This window comes from Echinicola sp. 20G (assembly GCF_015533855.1).
Classification (GTDB): Bacteria; Bacteroidota; Bacteroidia; order Cytophagales; family Cyclobacteriaceae; genus Echinicola.
Genome location: NZ_AP024154.1, coordinates 2,519,379 through 2,541,108 on the forward strand (window position 1 = coordinate 2,519,379; position 21,730 = coordinate 2,541,108).

General features: G+C 39.7%; 19 protein-coding genes. 12 read left to right on the forward strand and 7 right to left on the reverse strand.

The features are described 5' to 3' along the window. Positions 1-9 precede the first annotated feature (9 nt). From JL001_RS10595 to JL001_RS10630, 8 genes are all read left to right on the forward strand, one after another. On the forward strand, positions 10-1,482 hold the full coding sequence (locus tag JL001_RS10595; RefSeq protein WP_200976056.1) for a PKD-like family lipoprotein: 1,473 nt from the start codon (positions 10-12) through the stop codon (positions 1,480-1,482). A gap of 317 nt (positions 1,483-1,799) precedes the next feature. Further along, positions 1,800-3,374 (forward strand): aspartyl protease family protein, encoded by a 1,575-nt coding sequence (locus JL001_RS10600; protein WP_200976057.1) that lies wholly within the window; start codon positions 1,800-1,802, stop codon positions 3,372-3,374. Between the two features lie 32 nt (positions 3,375-3,406). Next, positions 3,407-4,795: a TlpA disulfide reductase family protein gene (locus JL001_RS10605; RefSeq protein WP_200976058.1), complete on the forward strand. Its 1,389-nt coding sequence runs from the start codon at positions 3,407-3,409 to the stop codon at positions 4,793-4,795. Between the two features lie 68 nt (positions 4,796-4,863). Continuing rightward, positions 4,864-5,922, forward strand: a complete 1,059-nt coding sequence (locus JL001_RS10610; RefSeq protein WP_236252775.1) for a PLP-dependent cysteine synthase family protein — start codon at positions 4,864-4,866, stop codon at positions 5,920-5,922. 4 nt (positions 5,923-5,926) lie between these two features. After that, complete coding sequence (locus JL001_RS10615) at positions 5,927-8,086, forward strand: cytochrome c biogenesis protein CcdA (protein ID WP_200976059.1); 2,160 nt, start codon at positions 5,927-5,929, stop codon at positions 8,084-8,086. 237 nt (positions 8,087-8,323) lie between these two features. Beyond that, the gene (locus JL001_RS10620) at positions 8,324-8,503 is read left to right on the forward strand and encodes a hypothetical protein (RefSeq protein WP_200976060.1); all 180 of its coding nucleotides are present in this window, start codon (positions 8,324-8,326) and stop codon (positions 8,501-8,503) included. Continuing rightward, positions 8,500-8,874 carry a hypothetical protein gene (locus tag JL001_RS10625; RefSeq protein WP_200976061.1) on the forward strand — a complete coding sequence of 125 codons (375 nt, stop codon included), beginning with the start codon at positions 8,500-8,502 and terminating at the stop codon, positions 8,872-8,874. The genes JL001_RS10620 and JL001_RS10625 overlap by 4 nt, the downstream gene beginning before the upstream one ends. 28 nt (positions 8,875-8,902) lie before the next feature. Continuing rightward, positions 8,903-9,214 carry a hypothetical protein gene (locus tag JL001_RS10630; protein WP_200976062.1) on the forward strand — a complete coding sequence of 104 codons (312 nt, stop codon included), beginning with the start codon at positions 8,903-8,905 and terminating at the stop codon, positions 9,212-9,214. A 64-nt stretch (positions 9,215-9,278) separates the two neighbouring features. Here JL001_RS10630 and JL001_RS10635 read toward each other — a convergent pair whose 3' ends face one another. From JL001_RS10635 to JL001_RS10650, 4 genes are read right to left on the reverse strand one after another with little or no spacing between them, the layout of a single operon-like run. After that, entirely contained in the window at positions 9,279-10,022 is a 744-nt protein-coding gene (locus JL001_RS10635; protein WP_200976063.1) for a LytTR family DNA-binding domain-containing protein, read from the reverse strand. After that, complete coding sequence (locus JL001_RS10640) at positions 10,019-11,071, reverse strand: sensor histidine kinase (RefSeq protein ID WP_200976064.1); 1,053 nt, start codon at positions 11,069-11,071, stop codon at positions 10,019-10,021. Before JL001_RS10640 ends, JL001_RS10635 begins: the two co-directional genes overlap by 4 nt. Before the next feature lie 12 nt (positions 11,072-11,083). After that, positions 11,084-12,073: a kelch repeat-containing protein gene (locus tag JL001_RS10645; protein ID WP_200976065.1), complete on the reverse strand. Its 990-nt coding sequence runs from the start codon at positions 12,071-12,073 to the stop codon at positions 11,084-11,086. A gap of 6 nt (positions 12,074-12,079) precedes the next feature. After that, on the reverse strand, positions 12,080-13,354 hold the full coding sequence (locus tag JL001_RS10650; protein ID WP_200976066.1) for a DUF4270 family protein: 1,275 nt from the start codon (positions 13,352-13,354) through the stop codon (positions 12,080-12,082). 283 nt (positions 13,355-13,637) lie between these two features. Between JL001_RS10650 and JL001_RS10655 the strand changes: the two genes are divergently transcribed. Both JL001_RS10655 and JL001_RS10660 read left to right on the forward strand, forming a co-directional pair. Continuing rightward, complete coding sequence (locus JL001_RS10655; RefSeq protein ID WP_200976067.1) at positions 13,638-14,876, forward strand: hypothetical protein; 1,239 nt, start codon at positions 13,638-13,640, stop codon at positions 14,874-14,876. Between the two features lie 36 nt (positions 14,877-14,912). Beyond that, positions 14,913-15,332, forward strand: a complete 420-nt coding sequence (locus tag JL001_RS10660; RefSeq protein ID WP_200976068.1) for a DUF2141 domain-containing protein — start codon at positions 14,913-14,915, stop codon at positions 15,330-15,332. A gap of 57 nt (positions 15,333-15,389) precedes the next feature. Here the strand turns inward: JL001_RS10660 and rlmB are convergent, their stop codons facing one another. Further along, positions 15,390-16,169 carry a 23S rRNA (guanosine(2251)-2'-O)-methyltransferase RlmB gene (rlmB, locus tag JL001_RS10665; RefSeq protein WP_200976069.1) on the reverse strand — a complete coding sequence of 260 codons (780 nt, stop codon included), beginning with the start codon at positions 16,167-16,169 and terminating at the stop codon, positions 15,390-15,392. Next, complete coding sequence (locus tag JL001_RS10670) at positions 16,142-17,389, reverse strand: GWxTD domain-containing protein (RefSeq protein WP_236252776.1); 1,248 nt, start codon at positions 17,387-17,389, stop codon at positions 16,142-16,144. The genes rlmB and JL001_RS10670 overlap by 28 nt, the downstream gene beginning before the upstream one ends. 49 nt (positions 17,390-17,438) lie before the next feature. On the opposite strand from JL001_RS10670, the gene JL001_RS10675 reads away from it, so the two are divergent. Beyond that, positions 17,439-18,218, forward strand: a complete 780-nt coding sequence (locus JL001_RS10675) for a bifunctional 2-polyprenyl-6-hydroxyphenol methylase/3-demethylubiquinol 3-O-methyltransferase UbiG (protein WP_200976070.1) — start codon at positions 17,439-17,441, stop codon at positions 18,216-18,218. Positions 18,219-18,224: 6 nt separating this feature from the next. Next, the gene (locus JL001_RS10680; protein WP_200976071.1) at positions 18,225-18,671 is read left to right on the forward strand and encodes a GNAT family N-acetyltransferase; all 447 of its coding nucleotides are present in this window, start codon (positions 18,225-18,227) and stop codon (positions 18,669-18,671) included. A gap of 38 nt (positions 18,672-18,709) precedes the next feature. On the opposite strand, the gene JL001_RS10685 is transcribed toward JL001_RS10680, so the two are convergent. Further along, entirely contained in the window at positions 18,710-21,691 is a 2,982-nt protein-coding gene (locus JL001_RS10685) for a DUF2723 domain-containing protein (RefSeq protein ID WP_200976072.1), read from the reverse strand. Positions 21,692-21,730 lie beyond the last annotated feature (39 nt).

Sequence of the window (21,730 nt, forward strand, 5' to 3'; positions counted from 1 at the left end):
AAATTTAACATGAAAAAAATAATTATATATATATGCTTATTGGCCCTTCCTGTTTTAATGACATCGTGTTATGAAGATTTGGGAAATTATGAATATACAGATATCAATGAAATTGGTATTAAGGGAATCGACAGCAGTTATGTGGCCTATCAAGGTAGGATTTTTCAAATTCAACCAGAACTTAGTTTTACTTTAGATCAGGCTGGTGATCCTGAGCATTATGAGTATGAATGGGTACTACATAGAGTCGGCGGTTTGGTAGGAGATAAAGAAAAAATTCTCGGTTATGAAAAAGACTTGAATGTAGACTTAACGGTGCCTCCAGGGGAATATGATGCCCACTATAGGGTGTTAGATAAGGAAACCGGAGTGGAATTCTTTTGGGATTTTAAAGTAGAAGTAAAAAGTTCAGTGTATGAAGGTTGGTTGGTGATGAGTGATGTCGCTGGTGAAGCAAGGTTGGATATGGCGTCCTTAATTGAAGAGGAGTATGAGGTTATTCCAGACGTATTAGGATATACTGGTTCAAGTCTTCATTTAGAAGGGGCTCCTGGGCTTGTGTATTGCTATGGCTATGATCCGACTCTTTATGGAGTTTATGTAACCAGTGAAGGAACAGGTACAACCAAAATCGATCCGGAAACATTTGATTGGTCAGAAGATTTGAGATTGAGCTATGAAGCAATTGCTAATTTCCCAGCTAAGCTGAATGCTGATAAAATCTACTCTAAAGGGGGGTATGTGTCTTTTATGGTTAAAGACAATAATATTTATTATTACTACAGAACTTACCAAGTTAAGTATGGTGCCCCTGTCAATAAGGTAGCAAATGAATCAACAAGTTTTAAGGCTTCCGAATTTGTTTCGGCAGGACCGGGTTCAATTACACATTCTGTGTTTTTTGACGAAGATAATAAGAGATTTCTCAGACATCTTGGCGCCAATAATTTGGAGGCTGCTGTGATGCCAAATAATGCTACTTTGTTTGACTATAACATAGGCATGGACCTGGTTTTCATGACCTACACCACCTATAATAATGGAGAGGCATTTGCGATTCTAAAAGATGGAACTACTTACCATATTGCCAGAATGCTTCAGAGAAATAGAAATATTAGACAGGTGTATTTTGAGGAAATTTCTGTTCCCGGTTTTGAGCAAGCTGAAAATTTCGCGATACAACCTGATTTTGGTTACCTGTTTTTCAATATTGGTAGCAAAATCTATGAATATGATGTTTCCTCTAAGGTAGCACATGAAATGTTGGATATGGCCGGAAGAGAAATTACCCATATGGAATTTAACTCCAGTTCTCCGGTAGGTAGTCAGTTGATTGTAGCACTAAATGATCCTTCAAAGCCTGAAGGAAGTACTGGTAGCTTAGAGTTTTATGAAGTGCCTGCTGTAAATGGACAGATTGTATTCGATTCAAAACTGGAAGGTTTTGGAAAGATTACGGGCATAGCTTATAGAAGCAGGTAAAAGGTGATAAATAGTCCCTCCAAAAAAAAATGGTTTATACTTTCTTTCTTCATATGCGGAACCATGGAGGGACTTTCTTAAATCTTCAAGTACATGAAAAGTATTGAGCAGGAAGAAGTTTGCCGATTAAGGTGTTAACTTCTTCCTGTTTAATATAGGATTGATTAATCAGCGAATAAGATCAAATCATTTCGAAATAAACATTATAAAAAGAACCAATCGATTTAGCCTTTATTTTTTGTGGCGTTCAAGTTTTCAAGGCAATTCGAAGTTTTAAATAAGTACGCTTTCAAAAATCCAATTTGACCAACGCTAAAATGAATAAAATAAAAAGTAAAAAGCCAATAGATTTAATGAAATATATTGGAAGAAATAAAGCACAATATGGATTGACCAAAGCCCTGTTACTCTTTTTCTGTGTTTTTCTATTGGGATATTCTGGAAATGCCCAGAGCAAGAAGGAAATAATAAAATCTGTGGAGGCCTTTGAAGCTGCGATGAAGTCGCGTGACTTAGAAGCAATAAAGGCCTTGATTGCACCTGATTTTATGATAGGGGTTTACGGAGGGGATACGAGAGATTATCTGCTGGAGAGTATTGTAAAAGTGTACCCCCAAATCAACGACATTGTTTTCATAAAAAAAGAGACTCAGAAAGACATCGCTTTGGCTGAGGTGATTGTAAAAGATCAGAAAGGAGGGGGAAAGCGAGGTAATTTGGCTTATGATAAAAACGGATTGTTAATTTATACTGATTTTTTTGATAGGCTTTACAAACTCGATCGCTACACTGACAGGGGATTGGTAGCTTCCATTCCATTTGAGTTGGCGGAAGGGAAAATGCTTGTCCAGCTTAAATTAAATGATAGTCCTGATTTCCTGACTATGATCTTTGATACAGGAGCAGATGGAATGGCTTTGAGTCCGAATGCTGCAAAAAGAATTGGCATAAAAAACACAGAAGATCGTGAAACGGCTGTGGTAGGGGGAAAGACCAGGGTGAAGTTCTCCAAGAACAACACCGTTCACCTTAATGATAGCCTTGAACTGAAAAATCAAAATTTGGTTGTTTTTCCAGGAATGTCAGGAAGAGCAGATGGGCTTATTGGTGGTGGAATCCTTAGAAACTTTACCACTAGGATGGACTTTGACAAGGGGATGATTGAACTTTATGACTTTAATTCTTACGAAGCAAATAAGAAAGATCAGGTGCTTCCTGTGGATTTTAATTCTGGCATACCTGTCATACCGATAAATTATTTTTTGGATAATAAGGAGGAAGAACTTACTGCAAATATGGTATTTGATACTGGGGCAGGCTATAACATGATTTTTTTCGGTCCATATGTAGGTAAGGAAAATCTAGAAGATGGTTTTAAGGCAGAGTTTTATTCTACCAATTACAGCATGGGAGTGGCTACGCCTACAAAAATGGGATACATGGATTATGCCACAATAGGTGGTTATAAGCTGCAGAATTTACTGATTTCGTTGCAAGCGGAGGATCCAGATAAAGGCAAATGGAACAGCGATGCCGGATCGTTTGGACTAGAGCTTATTAAGAAATTCAATGTGACCATAGATCGGTTACATCACAAGCTTTATTTGGAGCCCAACGAAAATTATAAAAGACCGACTGACTTTGTTCTGGCAGGAATGATATTGCATTTCAATGAGCAAAATGAATTGGAAGTGAAACAGGTGATTGGAGGAACAAGGGCGAGTAATGAAGGCATCATCCCAGGCCATAAAATTATGATGATCAATGATTACAATGTAGAGGATCTCATGATTGCCGAAAATAGGATAGCATTGATGAATGAAGATAATGAAGATTTTCTGTTGAGAATTCTTGCAGAAGATCAAATGAGACAGGTTACTGTCTCTCAATAGAACATTAAAAATCTCTTTAAAAAGTAAAATTTATGAAAAAACTAATTTGCATTTTGACACTACTTTATTTCGTAGCCAATACAGTGGCATGGTCAAACGAGATAGAGGGGTTTGCCATGATTAAAGGCAAAGTAGATTATGATCTCAAGTACAAAGAAATCAACCTTCAAAGAGTAGTGGAGGGAAAACTGGAAACGGTTTCGATGACCACAATGGATGAAAACGGAGAGTTTGGTTTTATTTTACCAATAGAAGAAGCTGGTTTTTACCACCTAAGCATTACGAACAATGTAAACATGCTGAGGTTTTATTTGGAAAATGGGGTAGAGTTAGACTTGAACATTGAAAAGGAAAGTTATGACTTGGCTGGAGAAAATCTGGGACATAATGAATTGGTGACAGAATGGAATACAGTTGTTACCAAAATGTTTGATATTAACAGACGAGGTACCTTAAAAGGGTATAAGGAGTTTTTTCCCCTTGTAGAAAATGAAGTGATAGTAAAAGCAGAAGACCTAAAGAAAAAGGTCAATACGGGAGATGAAGATTTTGACAGATTGATGAAACTATCTATTCAGGCAGACGTTGAGGAACAGGCTTGTGCCTTTTTTAGATACCCTAGAACTTACCAGCCTACCAAAGAGGATTATCCTGATTTCTATAATAATTGGGAAAAGGAAGTGAAATTTTCAAATCCGGAGATTTTGAAATTATGGAATGGGCTGGCTTATATGTCTAATTATTCTTTGGTGTATGATTTTATTTTGGCTGAGGATGAAGAAAGACCTAAGGATATCAATGACCTAAGTAGATTTAACACTAGAATTGAAGATCCAGCGCTTAAGGACGTTTATTACAGGAGCTATTTTTCTACAGCACGATTTCAGAGCGGTCAATATGAAAAAGCCATGTCTTATGCGAGACCTTATATGACTTCGGAGAAGAGCAAGGCTCTTATTGTAGAATTAGAGAAAAAATTGTTCAGTGAAGTAGGTCAGCCAGGTTTTCAATTTGAGTATGAGGATATCAATGGAGATTTAGTTGCTTTTGATTCCTTTAAAGGAAAAATTGTTTATGTGGATATCTGGGCTACTTGGTGTGGGCCATGTATTAAGCAAATTCCCTACTTGAAAGAATTGGAAGAAGAGCTTCATGATGAAGATATCGTATTTTTGAGCATTTCCATTGATGTAGAAAAAGACAAAGAGAAGTGGAAGAAATTCGTCAAAGAAAAAGAGCTTAAAGGGGTTCAGTTGATCGCAGATAAGGCTTGGCAATCAGGCTTGGTCAAGAACTATGAAATCAAAGGTATTCCGAGGTTTATGATCTTTGATAAGGACGGAAATATCGTCACTACAGACGCTATAAGGCCCTCAAGCCCAGAATTAAAGGGGCAACTTCTAGAATTGCTAAAAAAGTAATATCTTTGCAGTCTAATCAAAAAATAGTCCTATTGGACTATTTTTTGATTTTTACAGAATATACACCCATGAATATAGCAGTAGAAGATTTCAATCAAACAGAATGCCTTCCTTGCCTTAAGATCAGTGAGCTTTGGGCAATGGTGGGAGACACGCCAATGATCGCCCTGAATTATAACTATAAGGGGAAAGAAGGTACTGTATATGTAAAATGTGAGCACTATAACCTTACAGGAAGCATTAAGGATAGGATGGCGCTTTATACCATCCAACGTGCATACGAAACAGGTAACATCAAAGCAGGAGATACCATAGTGGAAGCCACTTCAGGCAATACAGGTATTGCTTTTGCAGCCATTGGTAGAAGTCTTGGTCACCCGGTGAAGATTATCATGCCAAACTGGCTGAGCAAAGAGCGTGTGGACATCATCAGGTCTCTTGGAGCAGAGATCATCCTAGTGAGCAAAGAGGAGGGGGGCTTTTTGAGAAGCATCCAAATGGCTGAGGAAATGGGAGCTGCTGATCCGAATGTGTTTTTACCAAGACAGTTTGACAATCACTATAATCTGGAGGCTCATCAAAAGACTACTGCCCCGGAGATCATCAAACAACTTCAGAATATCAATAAAGAGGTAGATGCTTTTGTAGCCGGTGTGGGTACAGGTGGAACAGTCGGTGGAGTTGGGCGCTACCTAAAAGCTGTCAAACCATCGATAAAAATTCACCCTATGGAACCAGCTGAGTCTCCGACGTTGACTACAGGGTATAAGGTAGGGAGTCATAGAATCCAAGGGATTTCGGATGAGTTTATTCCAAGTATCGTGAAGTTGGAGGAGATGGATGAAATCATCCAGGTAAACGATGGTGATGCCATTTTAATGGCTCAGAAGCTAGCGACTACTTTAGGCTTAGCTGTAGGGATTTCCTCAGGTGCCAATTTGATTGCGGCTATCAAACAGCAGCAAAAAATGGGCGGCGAAGCTACTGTCGTTACTGTATTTGCAGACAGTAATAAGAAATACTTGAGTACGGATTTGGTAAAGGAAGAACCTATCAAAGAAGGATATATCAGTCCAGATGTGTCACTAGTAGATTTTAAGCCGATACCTAGAACGAAAAAAAGTTGATTCAATGAAGAAGATACAATTACTACTACTTCTGCTCTTTACAGCCTTCATCAGTGAAGCGCAGATCCTTGAACCTGTAAGCTGGAAAGTTGAGAGCAATGCGAAAGAAGATGGCAAGGTGGAGCTGATCATTACTGCCAAAATCGATGCTGGATGGCACCTGTATTCTCAGCATATTGATGAGGGAGGTCCTGTACCAACTAGCTTTACTTTCAATGAAAGCGCTGCTTTTGAACTTGAAGGAGAGATGAAGGAAGTAACTGAACCTACTGAGAAATATGACGACATGTTCTTGATGGATGTTCGGTATTTCAGTGACAAGGCAATTTTCAAGCAGATGATCATAGCCAAAGAGGCAAAAGGAAGTGTTGAAGGTACAGTAGCCTTTATGGTCTGTGACGACACTCAATGCCTTCCTCCCAATGAGGTAGAGTTGAGCATTCCTTTTGAAGCAAATCTTCCTGTCAAAAAAGAAGAAAAAAAGGCGGCTGAACCAGCAGCACAAAAACAGGTGGAGGAAAAGCCTATAGCTAAAGTGGAAACGGCAAAGACTGAGGTGCAAAATGCCCCTGAGAAACAGCCTGAACCACAAAAAGCCGCTGAAGAAGAAGCTCCTGAAGAGATAGTAATAAGTGAACCTGAAACGGAAAAGGTAGTAGAAGCTGTTGTTGTAAAGCAAGAAGAAGTAAAGCCTGTTGTAAAAGAGACTGAGGAAAAGGAGGCGAGTTCTATATGGGGGATATTTATTGCTGGCCTTCTTGGGGGCTTTGCGGCATTGTTGATGCCATGTATTTTTCCCATGCTTCCTCTGACGATCAGCTATTTTACCAAGCAGTCAGAAAGCAGGGCTTCTGGTATCGGGAAAGCCGCTTTTTACGGTCTTTCCATCATCTTTATCTATGTGGGGCTGGGAATGATTATCACCATTATCTTCGGTGCTGATGCTTTGAATGCACTGTCGACGAACGGGATCTTTAACTTCCTGTTCTTTTTGCTTTTGGTGGTTTTTGCGGCTTCTTTCTTTGGGGCCTTTGAATTGACACTTCCGCACAGCTGGTCAAACAAGCTGGATAGCAAATCTGATAATGGTGGACTATTGGGACTGTTTTTTATGGCAGCTACCCTTTCATTGGTTTCCTTTTCCTGTACGGGGCCGATCATTGGAACCTTGTTGGTACAGGCAGCTAGTTCTGGAGCCTATTTAGGTCCAGCAGTGGGGATGTTGGGCTTTTCCATAGCACTGGCAATCCCATTTACCTTGTTTGCAATTTTTCCTTCTTGGATGCAGTCCCTTCCAAAGTCTGGAGGTTGGCTGAACAGTGTAAAAGTGGTATTGGGCTTTTTGGAGTTGGCTTTGGCGATGAAGTTCCTTTCCAATGTAGATTTGGCTTATCACTGGGATATTTTCGATCGGGAAGTGTTCTTGACCTTGTGGATTGTGATCTTTGGTTTGATGGGACTTTACCTATTGGGCAAGATCAAGTTTGCCCATGACAGTGAGTTGAAATATTTGTCCACACCAAGGATTTTCTTGAGTGTGATCATCATTTCCTTTACCATTTATATGATTCCTGGACTTTGGGGAGCACCGTTGAAGGCAATTTCTGCTTTTTTGCCACCTCAGCATACCCAGGATTTTGATCTGTACACAGCCAGCTTAGGAGGAGGTTTTTCTTCGCAGGAAAAACACGAAAAAGCAGATAGAAAGTACAGTGAGCTGTTTCATGCTCCTTTAAATCTAGAGCCCTTCTTTGACTATGAGGAGGGAATCGCCTATGCCAAAGAGGTAGGAAAACCTGTGCTGATCGACTTTACAGGACATGCCTGCGTAAACTGCCGTAAGATGGAAGCAAGTATCTGGTCTGACCCTAAGGTGCTGGAGACATTGAAAAACGATTATGTCTTGATCCAGCTGTATGTGGATGATAAAACTGAATTACCTGAATCTGAATGGAAAGTGTCAGATTTCAGTGGGAAGACAATCAAAACAATCGGTAAAAAGTGGTCAGATTTTCAGGCAGCAAACTTCAATTCTAATTCCCAGCCATATTATGTGGTCTTGGGAGAAGAGGAGCAGCCTCTGATAAAACCAGTAGGTGCCATTTATGATGTGGAAAAATATCACCAATATTTATTGGATGGAGTGAATGTTTTTAGACATTAACTCGTTATAAGATTTGAATGGGTTTATTGTACATAAATTTAAGCGCGGTCCAATGGATCGCGCTTTTTTATTTTTTGTGGAATTGACAGTGTCTCTCCCCAATTTTTAATAGGATTCCACAGTTTGGGTAATAATGCTACAAGTTCATTCTGCATTGCCCTCTCAGACGACCAATGAGGTCACTTTTTTCTAATGGCATGACTTGTGATCCAATATAAATCAAACAAGTGAGATTGAATGAGTGAGTTTAGAAAATTGGTTTTGGTCATGTTAACGATTATCAGTTTTGTGATTTTGGTCTTAGTTGGGTTAGTAGGTTATAGTATCAAAAGCCAACTTGGAGAATCGAATTACAGAACGGCTATAGAAGCGAGACCAGCAAGTATCTTTTACCAACCTAAAAAGATAGACAAATGAAGAAGCTATTGTATTTAATGATTGTTCCCATCTGCATGATCACTTCCTGTGGAGGGCAACAAAGTGAAGAGGAAAAGGGGAATGATGCAGTGGCCAATGAAACGATGGAGTCGATGCCCGATATAGATGGAGTGAGTGAATTGCAGACACCATCAGAAGAAGTTGAACAAATGGAGGTGTCTTTTGAAGAACTTCCTGAAGCAGTGACAAAGAAAATTAAAGAAGACTCTTTACTGTCTTTGATGGAAATGCAGAAGGCTTCTAAGATTACTATTGGAGAAAAGGTCTACTATGACCTGACTTTCAAAACAGAAGATAGTGAGGAGCTAATGGTGTCAATTGACAGTGATGGAAATGTTATTGAACATTAATGAGCACTAAACCACTATAACTATTATTATGAAAAAGTTAGCTTTAATATTTGCCCTATGTGCATTTACAGTGGCAGGGGCTCAGGCCTCTGTCCTAATGCCACAGTTGAATGTGATTAAAGCATTTCAAGATAAGATCGAAATCGCTCCAGAGGATCTTCCTCAAGCAATTAAAGATAGCGTTGCGGAGAATGACGAGACCAAGGACTTAACCATTTCCAAAGCCTACCAATTGACAGACGCGGAAGGTAATGTGACTTATAAAGTCAAATTTGGAATGGAAGAGGAAAGCATCACTAAAGAGTATGATGCAGAAGGAAACGAAATAGTAGAGGAGTAGTAGTTTCTTTTTATTCATGACGAAAAGCACCGGTTTTTAACTGGTGCTTTTTTTTATGCGCTTCCTATAGGTTTTTCTTGACCACCAACTCATAGAAGAAATCCTTATAGCTTTCTCCAATGGTGATAAAGACTTCCTTATTATTCAGTTTTACCTTGTTCCTGCTGATATTTTCAATCTGATCAATGGAAACCACATACGATTTGTGGATCCTGATAAAGCCTTTGGAGAAAAGACTCATTTCATAATGCTTGATGGAGTTAAGCGTAAGAATGGGTTTTTCTTCATGGATGAGATGAATTTTTACATAGTCTTTGTATCCCTCAAAATAGGAAATTTCCTTTAGGTTAATTTTAACGGTACTGTGTTCTACCTTCACAAAAATAAACCCCTGGCTTTCCTTAATGGAAGCCTCCGTTTGTTGATTTGACTGAATGATGGAAGTGGATGAGGAGGTTACGTTGAAGGTTTTGCTTACTGCCTGGAAGAAGCGATCAAAACTGATGGGCTTTAATAGGTAATCTACAGCGTTGATTTCAAATCCTTTGACGGCATATTCACTATAAGCAGTAGTGAAAATCACCTTGGGCTTGACAGGCAGCCCTTCATAAAACTTGATACCATTGATGTCAGGCATATTGATGTCAAGAAAAACCAAATCTACTTTTTGCCTCATGATACAATCCATGGCTTTAATGGCAGAATCAAATTTTCCTACAAGTTCGAGCATGGGAATTTTGGAAATATAATCTTCCAAAATATCCAAGGCTAGGGCCTCATCGTCTATGATGATACAGTTGGTTTTCATTTCTTGATGGTTAGGAAGCTCTTAAAAGTACTGTTTTCATAGAGCTGTTTGAAACTATGTCTGTCGGGGTACAACAGCTCCATTCGTTTTCTTAAGTTGTTAATACCGACTCCTTCAGGATTGTTGTTGGTGTAGATTCCGTCCTTTTGCCTCCCCACACTGTTGATGACGGAAAGCATGATTTCCTCATCATTTTCTTTAATGGCAATCATGATAAAGGAAGGAGATAAATAACTGATCCCGTGTTTGAAAGCGTTTTCAATCAATGTTACAAATAATAAAGGCTCTATAGGGAGGCTATCATTGGTAATGGAAAAAGAGTAACTGATCTTGGGGGCACTTTCTGGACTGTACTTTAACTTTTCCAAATTCACATAGTTTTTGATAAACGCCACTTCCTGTCCTAAAGTCACCTTATCTTTGCCTGATTCATAGAGTACATAGCGAAGCATGTCTGAAAGCAAGAGGATGGCAGGAGTGGTGTCTTCCGATTTTTTTCTTGCAAGAGAATAAATATTATTCAATGCATTGAACAAAAAGTGCGGATTTAGCTGGTTTTTAAGAAAGTTTAACTCCTTGATGATTTTTTGTTTTTCAAGCTCTTCGAATTTCTTTTTCTGCTCCTCAAACTGAAGGATCAATTCTATAGAGGTCCCGAGCCCCATGATCATAAAGAACTTGAATAAAGATGGGTTGAATAAAAGGAAATGAAAATTGGACCTGCCCAAGCCTTTTCTCTCTGGAATATTAGCAAATTCGGGAGGTATTTCGCGAAAGTAATGTTGTAGCCCAATAAATATGGCCATGAAAACCAGAAGAAATATCGTGTAGTGAAGGTATTTCCTTTTGAGGATGTAATAGGGAACAAGCCAAATTACATTGATCAGGTAAAAAAGAATGATGCTGATATTGGTGATGCTGAAGTAGAAGAGGGAAAAGGGTCTGCTGTGCTCATCAATGATAAAAGAAAAAGCTGGGGATAAAATTATCCCCAGTATTAAAATATGAATTATAGTTTTTAAGAAATTCCGCTGTTTGATCTTTAGCATGCTGTTGTTACATTAATCCTCTTCGTCATAGTCAACAAACGGTTCCAGTTCCCAAATATCATCAAACCTTAGGCTGGAGCTTTTGCCTAAAAGCACATAGGCTCTTTCATTGTTGACAGAGAAGGCTGAAGCCCCGGTCCTAAATGTACCTTCAAAATCAGTTTTTTCGTGCCAAGTATCTGTGTTAGGTCTATATTCCCATGTGCTACCGATAATAGAACCTCGGCTACCCACCGTGAGGTATCCATAAGCTCCAATCGTAAATGCGCAGGCATTGGATCTGTAAATCAGATAATCGTCATCATAGTCAAGGTCTTCTTTTTGGGTCCATTCTAAAGTGTTGCCATCAAGAGCCCAAAGGTCAAACTCATAGGAGCCGTTGTTGATACCGGTGCCAATATACGCAATATCATCTATCACAAAAGCAGCAGCGCCTTGGCGTTTCGCACCACCCATACTAATAATCTGCACCCATGAGTTGTTATCAGGGTCGTACTGCCAGAAGTCTTTTTGCTCACTGCCATCATAACCTGTTCCGATATAGCCTTTGCCCACCAATGAGAACCCTACCGCATCATATCGTGCTGTTCCACCAAAGGAAGCTACTTCTTTCCAAGTGTCAGATTCCGGGTCATACTCCCAAAAATCCTTGAGCTTGTCTGTGCCGTCATAGCCGGTCCCTACATATCCTTTTCCATCAATGGAAAAAGCGACTGCATTGCTTCTGGCCTTACCAGGGAAGTCTCCTTTTTTCTCCCAATAATCGCCTTGGGCGTTATATTCCCATACATCATTGAGGTAGTCGTCGCCAGTGTACCCTCCCATGATGAAAGCTCGGTCACCAATGGAAAAAGAGGCAGCGTTGGATCTGTTGTCACCATCAAAATAGGACCTCCTTACCCAGTTTCCTTCTGAGGTTTCTTCCTCATCGCTAACGCATGAGGCAATCAGTAATATCCCCATCAGGGAAAGGAAAATGTTTAATAATTTTACTCTAAGCATTGTTCATTAATTTAATGGAAGAAATGTGATATCTATTTTTATTTTTTGTTCGTCAGAGATACTCGAAAGCATCAGGCCACTTGTTGTGATTCCTGTAGAACTAGGGACACTTATCCATAGTGCATCTTCATTATGAATGTCTTGGCCAAGTTTATAGTCAATAAATTCCTTTATAGGAATCTCATAGTATGTCTTTTCCTGAAATTGCTCGTCCCAAGAGGTGAGTGTGGCACTGCCAAGGTTGTAGAGAAAGAGGTTCTTTTTATCTACAATCCAAACATTAACAGTTGTGATTGGTGTATTGAAGTACCTGTCATAGGTGTTGGGTTTCAATGGGAGTCTCAAACTGGCTGAAGTGATAAAATAATCATCCGCTATTTCCAATAGTTCATGGATATTGGGGAGCTCCATCCGAATGGAGGCTCCCATAATCTGATCAGCCATGACCACTCCATTGGATTCATCAATAGGGATATTTTGATAGGTTTCAGTTGAAGTATAAAATTGAGAGCTTCTATCAATGTCCAGATGGGTGAATTTTCCGGATCCATTTTCCACAGAGAGCTTTAGAATTTTGTTTCCTTCATCCAAATCACTCGGGATACGGTAGTAGAAACCGATATAAGAAGATTCGGTAAAACTAACCAGAGGGCTGTTGTCCAAGGTTTGCAGAACAAGACCTTTGAAAACTTCCTCTAAATCATCAGTAGACTCAAAAATGGAGTTCTTTCCTTTTCCCTGCTCAAACAACATTTGACTAAAATCTTGAGGGAGCGTGATGGTCAGTGAATCTCTATGAGGGACCACTCGCATCGCCTGAGTGGCAATAGGAGTATCATTATAATCGAAGGATTGATAGCTGTAGATATTGTCATCATCATCTACTTCCAATTCTTCCAAAAGCTCGTGCACATTTACATCAAAGCCTGGCAGCGTATCATAATGGTAAGTTTCATAGAATAAGACCAAAACGGTAGAGTCCAGTTTGGCCGCATCCTCTACTTGGGTACTGCTGGTGATGCCAAATTGGAGATAAGGTGAAGCGTTGATCGTTCCTCGATAATTATCTTGGTGATGGCCCAGGGTGAATGTGCTGAGGGTATTGGTAACCAAAGAGTCATTGAAATAAGTGTACAGGTCTAAGTCTGTATATTCGAATAGCCTTAAGTCTAATGTCTCTCCATCTGTTACTATTTGAGGTTCTGTCAAGGTATCATTCTCGAAACAACCCGTAAGCAATGCAGAAACGAATAGAAACAACAATAGGTATTTATTTGGCATAAGTAAAAGGCGCTTCAACACGCTAATTATGGGTAATCAGATTGATTAATTAGTATCGTTGACAAAACAAGCAAAAATGAGCTTCCTCAATTTTTAAAATAGATTTAACCAGCTTTTTTGTCGACGAACAAGCACTATTGCTCTTTTTGTGCCTGAGAGTAGTGGGAGCTAGAAAAGCAGCTTTGGTCTATTGGTTTTTCAGCTTGTCGTGGAAATTTGACTGTTGGTCTATAAAATCATTGGCTGATGTGTCTGTTATATACCTTGCGGGAAAAAGTTAAAGATGCGTGCTATCATAAATATATTTTGTTGCAGTGTTTGTTTTCTAATTTTTAGTGGTGAGCTGTTTGCCCAAAGGGGGGACGGCTCACTTTATTCCTCTTATGGGATAGGATTATTGTCTGAAGATAACTTTGGACAATCGGCCAGGCTTGGAGGTGTTGGTACAGCGGTAAGATCACCTTATTTTCTCAACCAGCTTAACCCTGCTTCAGCCACCAGTGTAAGTGCCTATAATTTCATGGTGGATGCTCAAGTGGATTACAGACTTATGAATATTAAAACCTCTTCGGAGGAGATTACCATCAATAGAACCAACTTAAGCTTAGTCTCATTTTGGTTCAGAACAGGAAGGAAATCGGCCATGACCCTCGGAATCATGCCCATGAGTAGTGTGGACTACAGTTTTGCAGAGAAAACGTACTTCGAGGGTTCTACTACTCCCTTTGATAAATACATCTCTGGCTATGGGGATATCAATAAGATCTACATGAATTTTGCTTTGGACGTGCTGCCGAGAGTGACATTGGGTGTAAGGCCATATTATGCTTTCGGCAATATCAATCACGAGACTTACTACAATACAGATTTAGTAACGGAAGGTACCGTAGAAAGCTTCAAGATGAATGAACGGGATAATTACAATGGGGTAGGAGCAGATGTTGGAATTCAGTTTGTCCCTTATAAAAAAGAAGGCAAACAACTTACCATTGGTGCCAGCTACCAACTACCATCCACCCTCAAATCGACAACCACCTCCTTAGCTTACCTCAACGATAGCGATTCGGTGCTTTATGAAATTCCGGAGAAGAATGATAATGTGCTGTTGGGCTCAGCGATCAAGGGAGGGATATCCTTTCAAAACAAGAATTTGCTGATTGCAGTTGACTATAGCCACAAAATTTTTCCGTCTGAATGGGAGGATTATACCAATAGCCAAAGATTCAGCCTTGGAGGAGAATATATGCCGAATTTCTACGGGTTTAAGTTTCTGGAGAGAATGAACTTTTCAGCGGGCTTGTTTTACGATACGGGATACATTCTGTCAGAGGGTTCCCCGGTTGAAAGCAAAGGAGGGAGCATTGGTTTTGGCTTTCCTATCCAAGGTTTTACAAGAATAAACCTGGCCTACCAATATGAGCAAAAAGGGACGGTCGCCCAACTGTCAAGAGAAGTCACCCATGGTATCACCCTCAACTTCAACTTAGCAGATATTTGGTTCCAAAAGTCTGGCTATCAATAATCAACTTGTTTAATTACTTTAATTGATCACCTATTAATGAAATTGGTTTACTTATTTATTGCCTTGCTTTTTCCATTGGAAGAAGCCGGTAATACCACCGTTATTACCATAGACAACCTTGATATCGCATTGGGAGGAAATGTTAAAGTCCAGGTTTATGATGAGGATATGCTGCATGAGGAAAATGCCAATCCTATTCTTGAGAAAACAGTACAAGTTTCCGAAAGCTGTTTGCCCCTCAAGCTGGATCACCTTCCTGAGGGAAAATACATGGTAGCAGTTTTCCACGATACCAATGCGAATGGCAAGTTGGATTACTCCTTTTTTGGGGTGCCGAAAGAAGGATATGGCTTTTCAGGAAAATTTTCCTGTGGACTTAAATCGGCAGGTCCTTCGCTCCATTATGTACAACTTACTAATGGACTAAATCATATTCAGATGCATTTGTGCTATTAAAAATAAAATCCCCTTGAAATTTATTTCAAGGGGATTTTATTGATGATTTATTTCTTTTTAAGCTTCTTTTCTTTGCCTGATGACCTCATAGATCAAAACACCACAGGCTACAGAAACATTGAGACTATCGATATTCCCTCCCATTGGAATTCTTACAAACTCGTTGCTCAGCTCCATCAGTTCATCTGATATACCATCTTCTTCTGATCCCATAATGATGGCTGTCGGAGCTTTGAAATCAGCTTCATACATATCTCTCTCAGTCTTTTCTGTACAGCTGACAATATTCAAACCCATTTTTTTGAGATCTTTCACTGTATAGTATAGGTTTCTTACCCTACACACAGGAAGGAAGTTAAGGGCTCCAGCAGAAGTTTTAACTGCATCAGAGTTGATTTGGGCTGCCCCTTTTTCAGGAATGACAATAGCGTGCACACCTGCACAGTCGGCTGTTCTGGCAATGGCGCCAAAGTTTCTCACATCCGTAATCCTGTCCAATACCAAAATCAAAGGATCTACACCTTTAGAATAGCATTCCTCAATGACATTGTCCAAAGAAGCATATTGAATGGCAGACATGTGTGCAACAACTCCCTGGTGGTTTTTTCGAGTGATCCTATTGAGCTTGGCATCAGGAACCCTTACCACGGGTACACGTTCTTGCTTGGCTACACTCAAAAGCTCCTTGATCAGGTCATTGTTCAGCTCTTTGTTCACAAGGATCTTATCAATATCCTTGTGGGCATGAAGCGCCTCCATAACCGCTCTGGTGCCAAAGATAAAGTCTTTTTCGTGTGTCCCTTTCTCGATTAGAAAGCCATCTTTCCGCTTCTCCATAGTGTGATGCTTTGGAACCATTCAGGTTGATAGGACCTGGATCGGTTCAACTTGTAGTAACTTGGTGTGAAAATATTCTTGATTCTGGCAAAGGTAAAGCTAATTTTTGAATTACTGCCTAATTTGTCATAAATCCAGATTTCTTTGTCCGCATCAAAGAATACCCCTGTGGGAGGCCCCATGACGGTATAGATCATCCCTCGGTCCGTTTTCCAACCTTCTTTAAAATCAGTGAAAAGGATGTTGGCAAATTCTATTTGACGGAAATATTCCCTAATGATATTTTGGGCTTTTTCAGTGTCTTTCGTGAGGTTGAGCCAATATTTATCCAAAGCCTTCTTTTTGTCAGAAGCTTCTCTCAATGCCTCATGCTCACTTCTGGTAGAAATATAAACCAACATATCCACCATTTCTTGATAGTCTGCTACATTTGGAAATGCATCTGAGGTCGTCTTGACCATAAAACCACTTTGTTCTGTGGTGTCAGCCTGAATGAAATAATATCCATTGTCATCAAATGGTTGGGGAACATTGACCAGGAAGTTACCATTGTCTACTACGCGGATGTCCTTAGGAGTTGGAGCAGGGCGTGTTTCCATTGGAGGAAGTGGTATTTCAAACTCCATTGGATAATAATAGCTGTAAAGGTTTAAGGTCTTGTCACTTTTAAAAAGTAATGCTTCTCCTTTATTAATATAGTTTTGGTCAAAAGGAATACCATTGGCATAATAGCCCCCAAATGAAGGAATGTCAGCGATAAAGGGACTGATCAGATCAGCATGATATACATATTGGTCACCCTGTCTGGTGTCTTTGCATATGATGACAGCAAAAGCCATTTCCTGACGTTCTGGGATAGTGACCGTTTCTTCAAAATAAAAATGTCTATCCGTATCTGACTTTAGTTTGTCTGTGGTGAGTGGGACAATATTTTTCTCATTGATCTCTTCATTGAAGTCTTTGACAATGACATAGGAAAAAGCATAGTCTTCAAAATTGGCATTTTCCTCAATTTTCTCGACAGGCATCTGCAATTTAAAAGATCTTTCTCCCGTTTTGATTGGGATAATTTTGGGAGAAATGCGGGAATACCTCGAATACCGAAGGTTTTGATTGATGTTTTTAAGATTACTTTGGGCGGTTGCTGTCCATGATCCCAATATCATCAGGGAGAGGACAGTGAGCAGTTTTAAATTTAGTGTCTTTATCTTTATCATCATTCGGTTTTAAAAATTAACCTTATTTTTGTTGAAAATAATAAAATTTTAAATGGCTACCTATACAACGGAAATTGCCTCTGATAAGTTGGTAAGTGACAACCCAATTCATCAACGTTTATTAAAGGCATACATTGCAGCGAAGCCGCTGGTAAAAGGGGATTTATTGGAAATAGGATGCGGAGAAGGTCGTGGAGTGGAAGAGCTTCGAGGAAATGTAAATTCCTATCATGGCATAGATAAAATTGGTGAAGTAATCCAAAACCTTCAGAATAAATACCCTGATGTTCAATTTGAGCAAGCAGTGATACCTCCCTTAAGTACAGTTCCATCTGATCATTACGATACAGTAGTGAGTTTTCAGGTGATAGAACATATCGAAAATGATCGCTTGTTTTTGGAAGAAATCTATCGGGTGTTGAAACCGGGTGGGCAAGCTATTATTTCTACACCCAATATTCGTCATACACTAAGCAGGAACCCTTGGCATGTTCGTGAATACACGGGCAAGGAATTGATAAATCTTTGTGAAAAGATTTTTGACAATGTAAATGCTAAAGGAATTGGAGGAAATGAAAAAGTTTGGGACTATCACGAGGCCAATAGAAAGTCCGTGAATAAAATCATGCGTTTTGATATTTTTGACCTTCAGCACAAACTTCCTGCGGCAATTCTGAGAATGCCTTATGAGATTTTGAATCGTATGAACAGAAATAAGCTGCATAAGCAGGGTGGACAATCTGTTACGAACATTCATCATGAAGATTATTTGGTGACAGATCATCCTGATCAGGGCTTGGATCTTTTTTATATCTTGGAAAAGAAGGCTTAGGTATCCATGTTTTTTAAAGTTGATCAGGTAGAGGTTTCAGAATATCCCGAACTGGTGTCGGTTTGGGAAGCATCTGTCAGGGCTACACATGATTTTCTTTCCCAAGGGGATATCGAATACTTTAAACCTTTGATTCTTAATCAATACCTTGGTTTGGTAAAGTTGGCTTGTGTAAGAAGTAAAAAGGAGAAGGCTATTTTAGGTTTTATAGGGATTGCCGACCAAAAAGTGGAAATGCTTTTTGTCCATCCCAAAGCTATGGGGATAGGTATTGGAAAGCTCTTAATGAAATATGCGATAGAAAATAAAGAAGCTACTAAGGTAGATGTCAATGAGGATAATACAGCCGCTGTGGGCTTCTATAAGCACCTGGGGTTTGAAGTGAAAAGTAGGTCGGAGCTTGACCCTATGGGAAAGCCTTATCCCATTTTACATATGAAGCTTGGAAGATAACCAAACAAAAAGAGCGGCCAAATGGCCGCTCTTTTTGTTTATTTTCTATTTCTCAATATTCCGTTTGAGGAAGTTCCTGGACCCAATACCTTGTCCAAATTGTTTTGGACTTTGGTAGCGAGCTCGTCGTACCCTCTTTCTTGCAGTAATGGAACAAAGAATCGCATCATTTCCAAAGAAATCATGGCTTCTCGATCCATAGCCCTACCACGATCCCTATAGAATTCCAAAGTTTGGAAAGATTTCTCTGAGAGCTTCTCTATGATGTCTAATGCAAGGTCATCTTCACCCATTTCAAAGAGAAGGGGCACAGACTGTCCACTGGACAAGTCATAAGGAATGGCTTCATTAGGGAATTTCTCCAAACTGAGTTTTTGGATGTCAGCAGCCATTTCCAATTTGTCTTCCATTAAAAGAGCAGTAGTCAAGCTGTTGAATACACTTCTGTGATTGGAAGTAAACCTTCTATATTCTTCGTCAAAATAATTGTCAGGATTATTCATGCCACGGAACGCAAATTTTTCCATGACATTTTTGTAGGCTAGTTCAGTATTGACAAATTCCTCAACATTCTCTGGTTTTTGGATCGGAAGTAATCGATAAGTCAAGCCTTCCATTACCACATGGTTTTTCAGGTCGAAGCCAATGGTTGATAATGAAGTATTGTTAAAATAGATTGGACGTTCCCAGTTATTTGTGGTAATGAGATCAAGTAACATCAGGTTACCTTTGGTCATATAATTTCCTTTAACCCGAAGGTTCATCTGGCTGATGACTAAATCTTCCATGCCAGCAGGAATGATACCCTTTTTGATTACCTCTGCAGAATCTATTTCCATAATCAGGTTTCTTGAAGGTACTTGGTAGACGGTGCTTTTGAAACCAGTTTCTATCTTGAGTAAATCACTTTCATTCTTCAATAGCCTTAAATATTCCTTGGCTGAAATGGCATTTAACCCTTGTCTTTCGTTGACATACAGTACATCATTGGTGCCGCGTTTGAAATTCTTCCTTTCCAAGGAAAAAGGAAGGGCAGCTGATTCATTGATAGGTCTGGTCATTTGTTCCACATACCAGTCTGTGTCAAAGTAACTCAATACGATTACCCTTACGTCGGTTCGGAAACCTTCCACCTCCTGTACGTACCAAAGCGGGAAAGTATCATTGTCTCCTCCTGTAAATAGAATGGCATTTTCCTCGCAGGAAGCTAAGAAGTTTCTGGCTGAATCTACCGAGAAATACCGGTCAGACCTATTGTGGTCGCCCCAATTTTGACTGGCCATCAATAATGGAACGGGGAAGCCAATCAATGTGGCCATGATAGACGCTACCGCAAAATTCTTGTTCATTTTACCAATAGCATGTGCAATGGCCAGAACTCCCATGCCAATCCAAATGGCAAATGCATAGAAAGAACCCACGTAGATATAGTCACGTTCGCGAGGTTCTATTGGTGGGGAATTCAGGTAAAGCACCAAGACTACGCCCATCATTAGGAATAACATCATTGTCAGCCAAAAAGATTTCCCATCATATTTTGCCTGAAAGAAAAGACCGATAATCCCTAATAGTATAGGGAGCATGAGGTAGTTGTTATGTGCTTTGTTTTCCTTGATAAAGTCTGGATAGTCTCCAAAAAGATCACTAATTCCCATCCAAGGAGCATCTGTATAGTCACTTTCTCTTCCAGAGAAGTTCCACATAAAATACCTCCAATACATATGTCCTAATTGGTGAGAAAGCATAAAGGAAATATTGTCCGCAAAAGTAGGTTCCTCACCTTCTCTCAAACCTAATTTGGAGCGATAGATTTGTTTATGGTTGGCTTGAGTCGAATAAATTCTAGGAAGGATAGTGGTCTTTTCAGGATCATACATGGTTTCGATTGCATAATCCACGATTTCGTATTTACTCTCTCCTTTGGCATATACTGGTGCACCTTCCTCCTGAGATTCAACTTCTGCAGTAAAATATTGACCTTTAAGTAAAGGCCTGTAACCATACTGCTCACGCTTCAAGTAGCTTACAAAGCTAATAATGTCTTTCGGAGCGTTTTCGTTGATTGGAGGGTTGGCATTTGATCTGACAATGATCAAAGCATATGAGCCATAACCAATCAAAATAAATGTTAAAGAAAGCAAAACTGTATTTAAGATTGCTTTTTGCATTTTGATGGAGTACAAGATCGCTGCGACCAAACCACCAAGTATCAAAACAATAAAAACGATAATGCCAGAACCAAATGGTAAGCCTAGGCTATTGACAAAGAAAATCTCCAGAGATCCCGCCAAGCTGGGCAAGCCCGGGATAATGATGTTATTGATGATCACAAGCGCTACACCGCCTAATAAGAAGGCAATAACAGCTCCTTTAAGATTAGGAGATTTGTATTTCTTAAAGTAAACCACCAATGCTAGGGCTGGCAAGGTAACTAAGTTCAACAAGTGAACCCCAATGGAAAGCCCTACCAGATATGCAATGAAAATCATATAGCGATTTTCATCTCTAGGGTTCTCAATGACATCCCACTTAAGGAAAGCCCAAATAACGATGGCTGTAAAGAAGGATGACATGGCATACACTTCAGACTCAACTGCCGAAAACCAAAAGCTGTCCGAAAAGGTATAGACCAAAGAACCGATGATTCCGGCACCCATGATGGCAATGGTATGTCCTTTACTTTCTTTGTCTTTTTCCAGTTTGAAAAGTTTGCGTCCCAACAAGGTAATGGACCAAAAAAGAAAGAGAATGGTGAATCCGGAGAACAAGGCACTTCCAGCATTCATCCAGTAAGCGATTTCCAATGTGTCACCGAAGGCCAAAAATGAGAACATTCGGTAAGTCAGCAGAAAGAAAGGTGCCCCCGGAGGGTGTGGTACCTGTAGTTTATATGCAACAGCTATAAACTCTCCCGGATCCCAAAAACTGGCTGTTTCTTCAATGGTCAACATATAGACCAGAGTAGCTATTAAAAATACAATCCACCCCGTTAGGTTATTGACTTTTCTGTAATTAATCATGTTATATCAGTACACTAATGTGAAAGGCGAAAATAAAAA

Coding starts and splice junctions, on each gene's coding strand:
- rlmB (WP_200976069.1), bottom strand. CDS start 16,169: ATGGAGAAGCGGAAAGATGGCTTTCTAATCGAGAAAGGGACACACGAA.
- JL001_RS10655 (WP_200976067.1), top strand. CDS start 13,638: ATGCGTGCTATCATAAATATATTTTGTTGCAGTGTTTGTTTTCTAATT.
- JL001_RS10620 (WP_200976060.1), top strand. CDS start 8,324: ATGAGTGAGTTTAGAAAATTGGTTTTGGTCATGTTAACGATTATCAGT.
- JL001_RS10605 (WP_200976058.1), top strand. CDS start 3,407: ATGAAAAAACTAATTTGCATTTTGACACTACTTTATTTCGTAGCCAAT.
- JL001_RS10635 (WP_200976063.1), bottom strand. CDS start 10,022: ATGAAAACCAACTGTATCATCATAGACGATGAGGCCCTAGCCTTGGAT.
- JL001_RS10660 (WP_200976068.1), top strand. CDS start 14,913: ATGAAATTGGTTTACTTATTTATTGCCTTGCTTTTTCCATTGGAAGAA.
- JL001_RS10675 (WP_200976070.1), top strand. CDS start 17,439: ATGGCTACCTATACAACGGAAATTGCCTCTGATAAGTTGGTAAGTGAC.
- JL001_RS10600 (WP_200976057.1), top strand. CDS start 1,800: ATGAATAAAATAAAAAGTAAAAAGCCAATAGATTTAATGAAATATATT.
- JL001_RS10650 (WP_200976066.1), bottom strand. CDS start 13,354: ATGCCAAATAAATACCTATTGTTGTTTCTATTCGTTTCTGCATTGCTT.
- JL001_RS10685 (WP_200976072.1), bottom strand. CDS start 21,691: ATGATTAATTACAGAAAAGTCAATAACCTAACGGGGTGGATTGTATTT.
- JL001_RS10610 (WP_236252775.1), top strand. CDS start 4,864: ATGAATATAGCAGTAGAAGATTTCAATCAAACAGAATGCCTTCCTTGC.
- JL001_RS10645 (WP_200976065.1), bottom strand. CDS start 12,073: ATGCTTAGAGTAAAATTATTAAACATTTTCCTTTCCCTGATGGGGATA.
- JL001_RS10680 (WP_200976071.1), top strand. CDS start 18,225: ATGTTTTTTAAAGTTGATCAGGTAGAGGTTTCAGAATATCCCGAACTG.
- JL001_RS10625 (WP_200976061.1), top strand. CDS start 8,500: ATGAAGAAGCTATTGTATTTAATGATTGTTCCCATCTGCATGATCACT.
- JL001_RS10595 (WP_200976056.1), top strand. CDS start 10: ATGAAAAAAATAATTATATATATATGCTTATTGGCCCTTCCTGTTTTA.
- JL001_RS10615 (WP_200976059.1), top strand. CDS start 5,927: ATGAAGAAGATACAATTACTACTACTTCTGCTCTTTACAGCCTTCATC.
- JL001_RS10670 (WP_236252776.1), bottom strand. CDS start 17,389: ATGATGATAAAGATAAAGACACTAAATTTAAAACTGCTCACTGTCCTC.
- JL001_RS10640 (WP_200976064.1), bottom strand. CDS start 11,071: ATGCTAAAGATCAAACAGCGGAATTTCTTAAAAACTATAATTCATATT.
- JL001_RS10630 (WP_200976062.1), top strand. CDS start 8,903: ATGAAAAAGTTAGCTTTAATATTTGCCCTATGTGCATTTACAGTGGCA.